The sequence below is a fragment of the Desulfuromonas versatilis genome (assembly GCF_019704135.1).
GTDB classification, from domain to species: domain Bacteria; phylum Desulfobacterota; class Desulfuromonadia; order Desulfuromonadales; family NIT-T3; genus Desulfuromonas_A; species Desulfuromonas_A versatilis.
The window spans coordinates 1,266,305-1,280,104 of sequence record NZ_AP024355.1; the positions used below are offsets into that span (position 1 = coordinate 1,266,305).

The window sequence follows — 13,800 nt, forward strand, 5'->3', positions numbered from 1 at the left end:
CCCCTAGCCAAGGTCGCCTTGCGCGGCCTTGGCTATTCTACTTTCGTTACCTAAAGGAGAAACCATGGCTTATTCGATCGCGAATAACCAGCTTCTGAGGAAACACTTTGCCGAGGTCACTCGGATTATCGACATCCCCAACCTCATCGATATCCAGAAAAACTCCTACAAGCGTTTTCTCCAGGCGGAGCTCCCTCCTTCGGCGCGGCAGAACATCGGGCTGGAGGCTGTGTTCCGTTCCGTTTTTCCGATCCGCGATTTCAGCGAAACCTGTTCCCTTGAATATGTTTCCTACTCGCTGGGCATCCCCAAATACGACGTCGACGAGTGCCACCAGCGGGGGATGACCTTCGCTTCCCCCGTCAAGGTGCGGGTCCGCCTCGTCTCCTGGGACGTCGACAAGGAGTCCGGAGTCCAGTCGATTCGCGATATAAAAGAGCAGGAGGTCTACTTCGGCGAGATCCCGCTCATGACCGAAAACGGGACCTTCATCATCAACGGCACCGAGCGGGTTATCGTCAGCCAGCTGCACCGCTCGCCGGGGGTGTTCTTCGATCATGACAAGGGCAAGACCCACTCGAGCGGCAAGATTCTCTACAGCGCCCGGGTGATCCCCTACCGCGGGTCCTGGCTGGATTTCGATTTCGATCACAAGGACATCCTCTACGTCCGCATCGACCGGCGCCGCAAGCTGCCCGCGACCGTCCTGCTCAAGGCCCTTGGATACTCCAACGAGGAACTGCTCAATTACTACTACGATACCGAGCAGATCGTGGTTGACGGCGATGGCTACAAGAAGCGCGTCAATCTCGACCTGCTGACCGGGCAACGCGCCAACAGCGATGTGGTGGCTGCCGACGGCGAGGTGATCGTCAAGGCCAACCGCAAGTTCACCAAGGCCGCCATCCGCAAGCTGGGTGAAAAGGGGATCGAATTCATCCCCTGCGGCGAAGAGGAACTGGTGGGCAAGATTGCCTCGACCGACGTGATCGACACCGCTACCGGTGAGGTCATTCTCGAGTGCAACGAAGAGATTTCTGCAGCCAAGCTGCAGGACCTTCGCGAGCGCGGCATTGGTGAATTCAGCATCCTGTTCATCGACAACCTGTATGTCGGTCCGTACCTGCGCGAAACCCTGCAGCTGGACAAGATCGCCACCTCCGACGACGCCATGATCGAGATCTACCGGCGCCTGCGCCCCGGTGATCCGCCGACGCTGAAAAGCTCACGGCTGCTCTTCGACAGCCTGTTCTTCAACGCCGAGCGCTACGATCTCTCCGCCGTTGGCCGGCTCAAGCTCAATTACAAGTTGGGTCTCGAGACCCCGCTGGAGCACACCACCCTGACCAAGGAAGATATCCTCGAGGTGGTGCGCTACCTGATCGACCTGCGCAACGGCAAGGGCGCCATCGACGATATCGACCACCTCGGCAACCGCCGGGTGCGCGCCGTCGGCGAGCTGCTGGAAAACCAGTACCGGGTCGGCCTGGTGCGCATGGAGCGCGCCATCAAGGAGCGCATGAGCCTGCAGGAAGTGGACAGCCTGATGCCCCACGACCTGATCAACTCCAAGCCGGTCTCCGCGGTGGTCAAGGAGTTCTTCGGCTCCTCCCAGCTCTCCCAGTTCATGGACCAGACCAACCCGCTGTCGGAGATCACCCACAAGCGGCGCCTCTCGGCCCTCGGCCCCGGCGGTCTGACCCGCGAACGCGCGGGCTTCGAGGTTCGCGACGTGCATCCGACCCACTACGGCCGCGTCTGCCCCATCGAGACCCCGGAGGGTCCGAACATCGGCCTGATCGCCTCGCTTTCGACCTACGCCCGGATCAACGAGCACGGCTTCGTCGAGACCCCCTACCGGCTGGTCAAGGAAGGCACCGTCACCACCGAGATCAAGTACTTCTCCGCCCTGGAGGAGGAAGGTCACGCCATCGCCCAGGCCAATGCGCCGCTCAACGAGGATAACACCTTCGTCAATGAGCTGGTCAACGCCCGTCAGAACGGCGAGTTCATGCTGATGAACCGCGAAGATATCGAGCTGATGGACGTTTCGCCCAAGCAGCTGGTATCGGTGGCCGCGGCGCTGATTCCGTTCCTCGAGAACGACGACGCCAACCGCGCCCTGATGGGTTCGAACATGCAGCGCCAGGCCGTGCCTCTGCTGCGCGCCGATGCGCCGCTGGTCGGCACCGGCATGGAGCGTATCGTCGCCCACGACTCGGGCGCCGCCGTGGTGGCCCGCCACAACGGGGTGGTCGAAAGCGTCGACGCGGCGCGTATCGTGGTCAAGATCGACGAGGGCGAAGTGGACGAAACCGGCACCGGGGTCGACATCTACACCCTGATCAAGTTCGCCCGCTCCAACCAGAACACCTGCCTCAACCAGAAGCCTATCGTGCGGGTCGGCGACCGGGTCAAGCGCGGCGAGATCATCGCCGACGGCCCCTCCACCCAATGGGGCGAGCTGGCCCTGGGCCAGAACGTGGTGGTCGCCTTTATGCCCTGGGAAGGGTACAACTTCGAGGACTCGATCCTGATCTCGGAGAAACTGGTCAAGGAAGACCGCTACACCTCGGTGCACATCGAGGAGTTCGAGTGCGTTGCCCGCGACACCAAGCTCGGCAAGGAAGAGATCACCGACGACATCCCCAACCTCGGCGAGGATGCCCTGGCGGACCTCGACGAGAGCGGGATCATCCGCATCGGTGCCGAAGTCGGTCCCGGCGACATCCTGGTCGGCAAGATCACTCCCAAGGGTGAAACCCAGCTCTCCCCCGAGGAGAAGCTGCTGCGGGCCATCTTCGGCGAGAAGGCCGGCGATGTCCGTGACACCTCGCTGCGGGTACCCCCGGGGGTTGAAGGGGTGGTCATCGGCGCCCGGGTCTTCTCCCGCAAGGGCGCTGACAAGGACGCCCGCACCGAACTCATCGAAAAGGCCGAGATCGACAAGCTGCAGAAGGACCAGAACGACGAGATCGCCATTATCCGCCAATCGTCCCGCAGCAAGATCCTGAACCTGCTGGTCGGCCAGACCCTGGCCATGCCTCTGGTCGATCAGGACGGGACCATCGTTCTGTCCAAGGGCAAAAAGCTCACCGCCGAGGTACTCGAGAAGGTCTCCTTCCGTTCCTGGAAGGAAATCTCCCTGGTCAAGGCCGAGGAGATCGAGGAGAAGATCAGCACGGCCTTCGACCGCTTCACCGAGCGTGAAGAGATCATCAAGAGCGTGTTCGCCGACAAGATCGAAAAACTCAAGCGCGGCGACGATCTGCCCCCCGGGGTCATCAAGATGGTCAAGGTCTACATCGCCATCAAGCGCAAGCTTTCGGTGGGTGACAAGATGGCCGGCCGCCACGGCAACAAGGGCGTTCTCTCCCGGGTGCTGCCCGAAGAGGACATGCCCTACATGGCCGACGGCACCCCCGTCGAGATCGTGCTCAACCCGCTGGGCGTCCCCTCGCGTATGAACGTCGGGCAGATCCTCGAGACCCACCTGGGCCTCGCCGCCCGCGGCCTGGGCCTGAAGATCCAGGAAGTGCTGGAGAAGAACTTCAGCACCAAAGCGCTCAAGGACAAGGTCAAGGAGGTCTACGGCAACAAGGAGCTGAACAAGTTCATCGACGGGCTCTCTGAAGAAGAGACCCTGGCTCTGGCTCGCCGGCTCTCCCATGGCGTGCCCATGGCTTCCCCGGTCTTCGAGGGGGTCAACGAAGTGCAGATGAAGGAAGAGATGACCCGGGCGGGCTTTTCCAGCAGCGGCCAGATGGTGCTGCACAACGGCAAGACCGGCGAGCCGTTCAAGGAGAAGGTCACCGTCGGCATAATGTATATGCTCAAGCTGCACCACCTGGTTGACGACAAGATCCACGCCCGCAGCATCGGCCCCTACAGTCTGGTCACCCAGCAACCGCTGGGCGGCAAGGCCCAATTCGGCGGCCAGCGGCTCGGCGAGATGGAGGTCTGGGCCATGGAAGCCTACGGCGCGGCCCACGCGCTGCAGGAGTTCCTGACCGTGAAATCCGACGACGTGGCCGGCCGCACCCGGATCTACGAGGCCATCGTCAAGGGCAAGCATACCCTGGAGGCCGGCCTGCCCGAGTCCTTCAACGTGCTGGTCAAAGAACTGCAGTCGCTGTGCCTCGACGTGGAACTCCTCGAAGAGGAAGAGGACTAAAAGGCAGCCGCCGGCCCGCCGAGGGCGAAGCCCTGGGCGGGCTGGCAGCTGACCGCTTTAAGCCAACCACCATCCCATAAGGAGGATGTGTCTTGGAAAATATTTTCAGTCTTTTTGAGCGGCCGAAGGATCCCCTGAATTTCAACGCCATCCGGCTCTCCGTCGCTTCGCCGGAGAAGATCCGCGAGCGTTCCTTCGGTGAGGTCAAAAAACCCGAAACCATAAACTACCGCACTTTCAAGCCGGAGCGCGACGGCCTGTTCTGCGCCAAGATCTTCGGCCCCACCAAGGACTACGAGTGCAACTGCGGCAAGTACAAGCGCATGAAGCACCGCGGAATCGTCTGCGAGAAGTGCGGCGTCGAGGTCATCCCCAGCAAGGTGCGCCGCGAGCGCCTGGGGCACATCGACCTGGCCTGCCCGGTGGCCCATATCTGGTTTCTCAAGTCCCTGCCTTCGCGCATTTCCACGCTGGTCGACCTGACCCTGAAGGAGGTTGAGAAAATCCTCTACTTCGAGGCCTATATCGTTCTCGACAAGGGAGACACCCCCCTGGCCAAGGGTCAGGTGCTCAGCGAGGACAAGTACCGCGAGGCGATGGACGAGTACGCCGGCCAGTTCACCGCAGGAATGGGCGCCGAAGCGATCCGCGAACTGCTTGCGGCCATCGAGTTGGAGGAACTCGGCGAGCAGCTGCGCGGCGAGATGAAGGAGGCCGCCAGCGAAGCCAAGCGCAAGAAGGTCTCCAAGCGCCTCAAGGTCGTGGAGGCTTTCCGCACCAGCGGCAACCGCCCCGAGTGGATGATTCTCGAGACCATCCCGGTGCTGCCGCCCGAACTGCGCCCGCTGGTTCCCCTGGACGGCGGCCGCTTCGCCACCAGCGACCTCAACGACCTCTACCGCCGGGTGATCAACCGTAACAACCGGCTCAAGCGCCTGATGGAACTTCGCGCGCCCGAGGTCATCATCCGCAACGAAAAGCGCATGCTGCAGGAGTCGGTGGACGCGCTGTTCGACAACGGCCGGCGCGGCCGGGCCATCACCGGCCCCAACAAGCGCCCGCTGAAGTCGCTCTCCGACATGCTCAAGGGCAAGGGCGGCCGGTTCCGCCAGAACCTGCTCGGCAAGCGCGTCGACTACTCGGGCCGTTCGGTTATCGTCGTCGGCCCCGAGCTTAAGCTGCACCAGTGCGGCCTGCCGAAGAAGATGGCCCTGGAGCTGTTCAAGCCCTTCATCTACAACAAGCTCGAGGAGCGCGGCTACTGCACCACCATCAAGAGCGCCAAGAAGATGGTGGAGAAGGAGAAGCCGGAGGTCTGGGACGTGCTCGACGAGGTCATCAAGGAGCACCCGGTTATGCTCAACCGCGCTCCGACCCTGCACCGTCTCGGCATCCAGGCTTTCGAGCCGGTGCTCATCGAGGGCAAGGCGATTCAGCTGCATCCCCTGGTCTGTACCGCCTTCAACGCCGACTTCGACGGCGACCAGATGGCGGTGCACCTGCCGCTCTCCATCGAGAGCCAGATCGAGGCCCGGGTGCTGATGATGTCCACCAACAACATCCTCTCGCCGGCCAACGGCAAGCCGATCATCGTCCCCTCGCAGGACATGGTCCTGGGGATCTACTACATGACCCGCGAGCGCGTCTTCGCCAAGGGCGAAGGTAAGGTCTTCGCCAACCCTGATGAGGTGCGCATGGCCTATGACGCCGGCGCGGCCGATCTGCAGGCCAAGATCAAGGTGCGCATGGTCACCGGACAGGGGCGCGATCCCGAGCCGGTGGAGACCACCGTGGGCCGTGTTCTGCTGCGCGAGGTGGTTCCCGACTCGATTCCCTTCGAGTACATCAACCGGGTCATGACCAAGAAGCAGGTCGGCGACCTGATCGACGCCAGCTTCCGCCTGGCGGGGAACAAGGACACGGTCATCCTGGCCGACCGGCTCAAGGATACCGGCTACAAGTTCTCGACCCTGGCGGGGATCTCCATCTGTCTCGACGACATGGTCATCCCCGAGAACAAGCAGCAGTACATCGACAAGGCCGTCGCCGAGGTGACCGAGATTCAGCAGCAGTACACCGAGGGTCTGATTACCGACGGGGAACGCTACAACAAGGTCATCGACATCTGGGCCAAGTGTACCGAAGATATCGCCCAGACCATGCTCTCCAACCTCTCGGTGGACCTGGTGGTCGAGCCCGGCACCGCCGAAGACGAGAAGCCCAACGCGGTCAAGGTCCCCTCCTTCAACGCCATTCACATGATGGCCGACTCGGGGGCCCGCGGCAGCGCCCAGCAGATCCGGCAGCTGGCCGGGATGCGCGGTCTGATGGCCAAGCCTTCGGGCGAGATCATCGAGACCCCGATCACCGCCAACTTCCGCGAGGGTCTGACCGTTCTGCAGTACTTCATCTCGACCCACGGTGCCCGTAAGGGTCTGGCCGACACCGCGCTCAAGACCGCCAACTCGGGTTACCTCACCCGGCGCCTGGTGGACGTGGCGCAGGACGCGATCATCACCGAGGCCGACTGCAACACCCTCGACGGCATCCTGGTCTCCTCGCTCACCGAGGGCGGCGAGGTCATCGAGCCGCTGGGCGACCGCATCCTGGGCCGTACCGCCCTCGAGGACGTGCTCGATCCGGTGACTGACGAGGTGCTGGTAAAAGCCAACCAGGAAATCGACGAAGACCTGGTGGCCAAGATCGAGAACGCCGGCATCGAGAAGCTGCGCATCCGTTCGGTGCTCACCTGCCAGAGCCGGCGCGGCATCTGCGCCTCCTGCTACGGGCGCGACCTGGCCCGGGGGCACATGGTCAACCTCGGCGAGGCGGTCGGGGTCATCGCCGCCCAGTCCATCGGTGAGCCGGGTACTCAGCTCACCATGCGTACCTTCCATATCGGCGGTACCGCCTCGCGGCGTGCCGAGCAGACCTCGCTCGAGGCCCGCTTCGACGGTTCGATGAAGTACATCAACCTCAATACCGTAGTCGACAAGAACGGCCACCACGTGGTCATGAACCGCAACGGTGAGGCCGCGGTCATCGACGAGACCGGCCGCGAGCGCGAACGCTACGGCCTGGTCTACGGTGCGCGCCTGCGCATCGGACCCGAGCAGCCGGTCAAGACCGGCGATCTGCTGGCCGAGTGGGACCCCTACACCATGCCCATTCTGACCGAGATCTCCGGTCAGGTCCGCTTCGGCGACGTGGTCGAGGGGGTCACCATGGAGGAGCAGCTCGACGAGGTCACCGGCCTGACCCGGAAGGTCATCATCGAGTCGAAGGCCGCCGACAGGCGTCCGCGGATCACCCTCAAGGACGCCGAGGGCAAGACCGTCAAGCTGCCCAACGGTGCGCCTGCCCGTTACATGCTGCCGGTGGGCGCCAACATCGTGGTCATGGAAGACGACATGGTTGGTGCCGGCGACATCCTCGCCAAGATTCCCCGCGAGACCACCAAGACCAAGGACATCACCGGGGGTCTGCCGCGCGTCGCCGAGCTGTTCGAGGCCCGCAAGCCCAAGGAATTCGCCGTCATCTCCGATATCGACGGGACGGTCGCCTTCGGCAAGGACTCCAAGGGCAAGCGCAAGGTCATCGTCACCCCCGAGGTCGGCGAGGCCAAGGAGTACCTCATTCCCAAGGGCAAGCACATCAGCGTCCACGAAGGCGATTACGTCAAGGCCGGCGAAGCGCTGATGGACGGCTCGAGCAATCCCCACGACATCCTGCGGGTACTTGGCGAGAAGGAGCTGGCCAAATACCTGGTGGACGAGGTGCAGGAGGTCTACCGGCTGCAGGGCGTCAAGATCAACGACAAGCACATCGAGGTCATCGTCCGCCAGATGCTGCGTCGGGTGCGCATCAAGGAGGTCGGGGACACCAAGTTCCTGCTCGACGACCAGGTCGAACGCTGGGAGTTCGAGGAGGAGAATCAGCGGGTGCTGGGCGAAGGTCAGGCGCCGGCGGTCGGTGAGCCGCTGATGCTCGGCATCACCAAGGCCTCGCTCTCCACCGAGTCCTTCATCTCGGCGGCCTCTTTCCAGGAGACCACCAAGGTTCTCACCCAGGCCGCCATCGAGGGGAAGATCGACTTCCTGCGCGGGCTCAAGGAGAACGTCATCATGGGCCGCCTGATCCCGGCGGGCACCGGTGTCTCCAAGTACCGCGGGGCCAAGCTGCTCATCGAGGAGCCCGAGGAGAAATTCGAGCCGATCGAGGAAGAAATCGACGACTCGATCGATCTTTCCGACAGCGAGGAAAGCACCGAACAGGCCTCCGAATAAGGGGCGTTGCGACACCCTGAAAAAAAAATGCGGGCCGGGCAAAAAAAGCGCTTGACATTGCCCGGCCCGATTGATAATTTGAGCGGGTTTTTCCCGCTAGAAGATAAGTGCTCTTTTAACATTAAGAATACGCGAATTCGGGAGTAAGTAGATGCCGACTATTAATCAGTTGATCCGCAAAGGGCGCGAGAAAAAAGAGAACAAGTCCACTGCGCCTGCGCTTCAGAGCAATCCTCAGAAGCGGGGGGTGTGTACCCGTGTTTATACCACTACCCCCAAGAAGCCTAACTCCGCGCTTCGTAAGGTTGCTCGTGTGCGCCTGACCAACGGGGTGGAGGTCACCTCCTATATCCCCGGGGTGGGCCACAACCTTCAGGAGCACTCCGTTGTGCTGATTCGCGGCGGCCGCGTCAAAGACCTTCCGGGTGTGCGCTATCACATGGTGCGCGGCACTCTGGACCTCGCAGGTGTCAAGGGTCGTATGCAGGGTCGTTCCAAGTACGGGGCCAAGCGGCCTAAATAAAGAGAAGGTCTGAGAGGACGTTATGCCGAGAAGAAGAGAAGTTGCGAAGCGGGTTATTCTCCCCGACCCCAAGTTTGGTGATCGCCTGGTTGCCAAGTTCATGAACGCCATCATGGTCGACGGCAAGAAGAGCGTGGCCGAGTCCATTGTCTACGGCGCGTTCGACATCATTGCCAAGCGCTCGGGCGACGAGCCGCTGGAAGTGTTCAAGAAGGCGGTGGACAATGTGCGGCCGATGCTGGAGGTAAAGTCCCGGCGTGTGGGTGGTTCGACCTACCAGGTGCCCGTCGAGGTCCGCGCTGAGCGCCGGAACGCCCTGGCGATCCGCTGGATCGTTTCCTACTCCAGGGGGCGTGGCGAGAAGACCATGCAGGAGCGTCTGGCTGGTGAGTTTCTCGATGCGGCGAACAATCGCGGCGCATCGGTGAAGAAGAAAGAAGATACCCACCGGATGGCCGAGGCCAACAAGGCCTTCGCCCATTACCGCTGGTAAGGCAGAGCATAAGGCTCTCTTGGAGGAAGTTCAGCTGTGGCACGCCAAGTCTCTCTACAGAAAACCCGTAATATCGGTATCATGGCGCACATCGACGCCGGCAAGACCACGACTACCGAGCGTATTCTTTTCTACACCGGTATTTCCCATAAGATCGGTGAGGTCCATGATGGCGCGGCCACTATGGACTGGATGGCTCAGGAGCAGGAGCGCGGCATAACCATCACCTCCGCCGCCACCACCTGTTTCTGGAAAGATCACCGTATCAACATCATCGACACCCCCGGGCACGTCGACTTCACCATCGAGGTGGAGCGTTCTCTGCGTGTTCTCGACGGGTCGGTCGCCGTGTTCTGTTCGGTCGGGGGCGTTGAGCCCCAGTCCGAGACTGTCTGGCGGCAGGCTGACAAGTATGGGGTTCCCCGTATCGCCTTTATCAACAAGATGGACCGCATCGGCGCCGATTTCGATCGTGGCGTCAAGATGATGCGTGACCGCCTGGGTGCCAACCCGGTGCCCATCCAGATCCCTATCGGCAAGGAAGAGTACTTCCGCGGCGTCATCGACCTGGTCGAGATGCGGGCCATCGTCTGGGACGACGAGTCTCTCGGTGCCAAATTCGAAATCATTGATGTTCCCGCCGATATGGCCGATGAGGCACAGGCTGCCCGCGACGCCCTGATCGAGGAGGTCTGCTCCCACGACGAGGAGTTGATGGAGAAGTACCTCGGGGGCGAAGAGATCTCCGTGCCCGAACTCAAGGCCGGGATCCGCAAGGTGACCACTTCGCTGGCCATCAACCCGGTACTCTGCGGCAGCGCCTTCAAGAACAAGGGCGTGCAGAATCTGCTCGACGCCGTCGTCGATTACATGCCCTCGCCCACCGACGTACCGGCCATCAAGGGGATTAATCCCGACACCCAGGAAGAGATCAGCCGGCCTGCCGATGACAACGGGCCCTTCGCTGCCCTGGCCTTCAAGATCATGACCGACCCCTTCGTCGGCCAGCTTACCTTCTTCCGCGTCTACTCCGGGGTGGCCGAGTCCGGCTCCTCGGTGCTCAACGCCACCAAGAGCAAGAAAGAGCGCTTCGGGCGCCTGCTCAAGATGCACGCCAACAAGCGTGAGGAGATCAAGCAGGTCTACTCGGGCGACATCGCCGCTGCCGTCGGGCTCAAGGTGACCACCACCGGCGACACGCTCTGCGACGAAAAGATCGTCTGCCTGCTCGAATCCATGGAATTCCCCGAGCCGGTTATTCATATCGCCGTCGAGCCCAAGACCAAGGGTGATCAGGAGAAGATGGGCGTCGCCCTCGGCAAGCTGCTCCAGGAGGACCCCTCGCTGCGCTGCCGCACCGACGAGGAGACCGGCCAGACCATCCTCTCCGGGATGGGTGAGCTGCATCTCGAGATCATTATCGACCGCATGAAGCGCGAGTTCAAGGTCGAGGCCAACGTTGGCGCTCCCCAGGTCGCCTACCGCGAAACCATCACCAAGAAGGTCGAGGTTCAGGGCAAGTTCGTGCGTCAGTCCGGTGGCCGTGGCCAGTATGGCGACTGCTGGCTGCGCATCGAGCCTCTCGAGCCCGGCTCCGGCTTCGAATACGTCGACGAGATCAAGGGTGGCGTTATTCCCAAGGAATACATCCCTGCTGTCGGCAAGGGTGCCGAAGAGGCCGCGGAAAACGGTGTCCTCGCCGGGTTCCCCATGGTCGACGTCCGGGTCGCCTGCTTCGACGGTTCTTACCACGATGTTGACTCTTCGGAGATGGCCTTCAAGATCGCCGGCTCCATGGGCTTCAAGGAGGGCGCCGCCAAGGCCGCTCCGGTGCTGCTCGAGCCGATGATGGCCGTCGAGGTCGTGGTCCCCGAGGAATACATGGGCGACGTCATGGGCGACCTCAACAGCCGCCGTGGGCGGATCATGGGGATGGAAGGGCGCGGTGGCGCCCAGGTGATCAACGCCCATGTGCCGCTGGCCAGCATGTTCGGGTATGCTACCGACTTGCGCAGCGCCACCCAGGGCCGCGCCACTTACACCATGGTCTTTGACCACTATGAGCAGGTTCCCAAATCCATTGCCGACGAGATCGTCGCCAAGGTCAAGGGCTAATCAGGGAGGGTTCCAGCATGTCCAAAGCCAAATTTGAAAGAACCAAGCCCCATGTCAATATCGGCACCATCGGTCACGTCGACCATGGCAAGACCACGCTGACCGCTGCCATCACCCGGGTTCTCGCATCCCGCGGCGGGGCTGAGTTCAAGGCCTTCGACCAGATCGACAACGCTCCCGAGGAGCGCGAGCGCGGCATCACCATCGCCACCGCCCACGTCGAGTATCAGACCGACAACCGGCACTACGCTCACGTTGACTGCCCCGGCCACGCCGACTACGTCAAGAACATGATCACCGGTGCTGCGCAGATGGACGGCGCCATCCTGGTCTGCTCCGCCGCCGACGGCCCCATGCCCCAGACCCGCGAGCACATCCTGCTCGCCCGTCAGGTCGGCGTGCCCGCCATGGTGGTGTTCCTGAACAAGGCCGACATGGTCGACGACGCCGAGCTGATGGAGCTGGTCGAGCTGGAAGTTCGCGAACTGCTCAGCACCTACGACTTCCCCGGCGACGAGATTCCGATCATTGCCGGCAGCGCCCTGAAGGCCCTCGAGTGCGGCTGCGGCAAGGAAGACTGCGCTGCCTGCAAGTGCATCCTCGAGCTGATGGCCGCCGTTGACAGCTACATCCCGGAGCCCGAGCGCGCCATCGACCGTCCGTTCCTGATGCCGGTCGAGGACGTGTTCTCGATTTCCGGGCGCGGCACCGTGGCCACCGGCCGCGTCGAGCGCGGTGTGGTCAAGGTCGGCGAGGAAGTCGAGATCGTCGGCATGAAGGCCACCACCAAGACCGTGGTCACCGGCGTCGAGATGTTCCGCAAGCTGCTCGATCAGGGCCAGGCCGGCGACAACGTCGGCGTGCTGCTGCGCGGCGTCAAGCGTGAGGACATCGAGCGCGGTCAGGTTCTGGCTAAGCCCGGCAGCATCACCCCGCACACCAAGTTCAAGGCCGAGGCATACATCCTGACCAAGGAAGAGGGCGGGCGCCACACTCCGTTCTTCAAAGGGTACCGCCCCCAGTTCTACTTCCGGACCACCGACGTGACCGGGATCGTCCAACTGCCCGAGGGGACCGAGATGGTCATGCCTGGCGACAACATCGCCATGACCGTCGAGCTGATCACCCCGATCGCCATGGACAAGGAACTGCGCTTCGCCATCCGTGAAGGGGGCCGCACCGTCGGCGCCGGCGTCGTCAGCGATATTATCGAGTAATAGAGGAATCAACCAATGCAGAACCAGAAAATCAGAATCCGTTTGAAGGCTTATGATCATAAGCTGCTCGATCTCTCCGTGAACGAAATCGTCGACACCGCCAAGCGCACCGGCGCCCGGGTCGCAGGTCCGATCCCGCTGCCTACGGTCATCAACAAGTACTGCGTGCTGCGTGGCCCGCATGTCGACAAGAAGAGCCGCGAGCAATTCGAGATGCGCACCCACAAGCGGCTTCTCGATATCCTGGAGCCGACTCAGCAGACTGTGGACGCGCTGATGAAGCTCGACCTCTCTGCCGGGGTCGACGTTGAAATCAAGCTTTAAGAATTTTTTTCAGGATAAGGGTACCAGCAATGATAAAGGGAATTTTGGGTAAGAAGCTGGGGATGACCCAGGTCTTTGCCATGGACGGGCGGCGTATCCCGGTGACGGTCGTCGAAGCCGGCCCCTGCGTGGTCCTGCAGAAGAAAACGGTGGACACCGACGGTTACAATGCGGTTCAGCTCGGCTTCGGCGCCAAGAAAAGCCACCGGGTCAACAAACCGCTGATGGGGCACTTCAAGCAGGCCGGCAAGGGCGCTTTCGGGGCTCTGCGTGAATTCCGCGCCGAAAACGTCGATGACGTTAATGTCGGGGATGAAATCACCTGCGAAGGAATGTTTGCCGCCGGCGACGTCATCGACGTCATCGGGACCAGCAAGGGCAAGGGGTTTCAGGGGGTTATCAAGCGCTGGAATTTCGCCGGTGGTCGTTCCACTCACGGCTCGATGTTCCACCGCGCTCCTGGCTCCATCGGCTGCAGCGCCTGGCCCTCGAGGGTCTTCAAGGGTAAGAAGATGGCCGGCCAGATGGGTAATGCGCGGGTGACCACCCAGAACCTCCAGGTTGTGGAGGTGCGTCCCGAACAGAACCTGATTCTGGTCAAGGGCGCCATTCCCGGGCCGAAAAATGCGGTTGTGATGGTCCGTAAGGCCGTCAAGGCTAAAAAATAG

8 protein-coding genes are annotated in these 13,800 nt (G+C 62.1%); all 8 read left to right on the forward strand.

Translation table 11 applies throughout. From position 1 onward, the window contains the following. Positions 1–64: 64 nt before the first annotated feature. The 8 genes from rpoB to rplC all read left to right on the forward strand — a co-directional run bounded on the left by rpoB (position 65) and on the right by rplC (position 13,800). Positions 65–4,174: a DNA-directed RNA polymerase subunit beta gene (gene rpoB / locus DESUT3_RS05610; protein ID WP_221251461.1), complete on the forward strand. Its 4,110-nt coding sequence runs from the start codon at positions 65–67 to the stop codon at positions 4,172–4,174. A 92-nt stretch (positions 4,175–4,266) separates the two neighbouring features. Beyond that, complete coding sequence (gene rpoC / locus DESUT3_RS05615) at positions 4,267–8,460, forward strand: DNA-directed RNA polymerase subunit beta' (protein ID WP_221251462.1); 4,194 nt, start codon at positions 4,267–4,269, stop codon at positions 8,458–8,460. A 151-nt stretch (positions 8,461–8,611) separates the two neighbouring features. Continuing rightward, positions 8,612–8,983, forward strand: a complete 372-nt coding sequence (gene rpsL, locus DESUT3_RS05620; protein WP_221251463.1) for a 30S ribosomal protein S12 — start codon at positions 8,612–8,614, stop codon at positions 8,981–8,983. 22 nt (positions 8,984–9,005) lie between these two features. Further along, positions 9,006–9,476, forward strand: a complete 471-nt coding sequence (rpsG, locus tag DESUT3_RS05625) for a 30S ribosomal protein S7 (protein WP_221251464.1) — start codon at positions 9,006–9,008, stop codon at positions 9,474–9,476. A 36-nt stretch (positions 9,477–9,512) separates the two neighbouring features. Further along, entirely contained in the window at positions 9,513–11,591 is a 2,079-nt protein-coding gene (fusA, locus tag DESUT3_RS05630; protein ID WP_221251465.1) for an elongation factor G, read from the forward strand. A 17-nt stretch (positions 11,592–11,608) separates the two neighbouring features. Continuing rightward, complete coding sequence (tuf, locus tag DESUT3_RS05635; protein WP_221251454.1) at positions 11,609–12,808, forward strand: elongation factor Tu; 1,200 nt, start codon at positions 11,609–11,611, stop codon at positions 12,806–12,808. Positions 12,809–12,823: 15 nt separating this feature from the next. Next, positions 12,824–13,132 (forward strand): 30S ribosomal protein S10, encoded by a 309-nt coding sequence (gene rpsJ / locus DESUT3_RS05640; protein WP_221251466.1) that lies wholly within the window; start codon positions 12,824–12,826, stop codon positions 13,130–13,132. A gap of 29 nt (positions 13,133–13,161) precedes the next feature. Beyond that, on the forward strand, positions 13,162–13,800 hold the full coding sequence (rplC, locus tag DESUT3_RS05645) for a 50S ribosomal protein L3 (RefSeq protein WP_221251467.1): 639 nt from the start codon (positions 13,162–13,164) through the stop codon (positions 13,798–13,800).

What these genes read in the sequence shown, in the direction of transcription:
- rpoB (WP_221251461.1), top strand. Translation starts at nt 65, where the DNA reads ATGGCTTATTCGATCGCGAATAACCAGCTTCTGAGGAAACACTTTGCC.
- rpsL (WP_221251463.1), top strand. Translation starts at nt 8,612, where the DNA reads ATGCCGACTATTAATCAGTTGATCCGCAAAGGGCGCGAGAAAAAAGAG.
- rpsG (WP_221251464.1), top strand. Translation starts at nt 9,006, where the DNA reads ATGCCGAGAAGAAGAGAAGTTGCGAAGCGGGTTATTCTCCCCGACCCC.
- tuf (WP_221251454.1), top strand. Translation starts at nt 11,609, where the DNA reads ATGTCCAAAGCCAAATTTGAAAGAACCAAGCCCCATGTCAATATCGGC.
- rpsJ (WP_221251466.1), top strand. Translation starts at nt 12,824, where the DNA reads ATGCAGAACCAGAAAATCAGAATCCGTTTGAAGGCTTATGATCATAAG.
- rplC (WP_221251467.1), top strand. Translation starts at nt 13,162, where the DNA reads ATGATAAAGGGAATTTTGGGTAAGAAGCTGGGGATGACCCAGGTCTTT.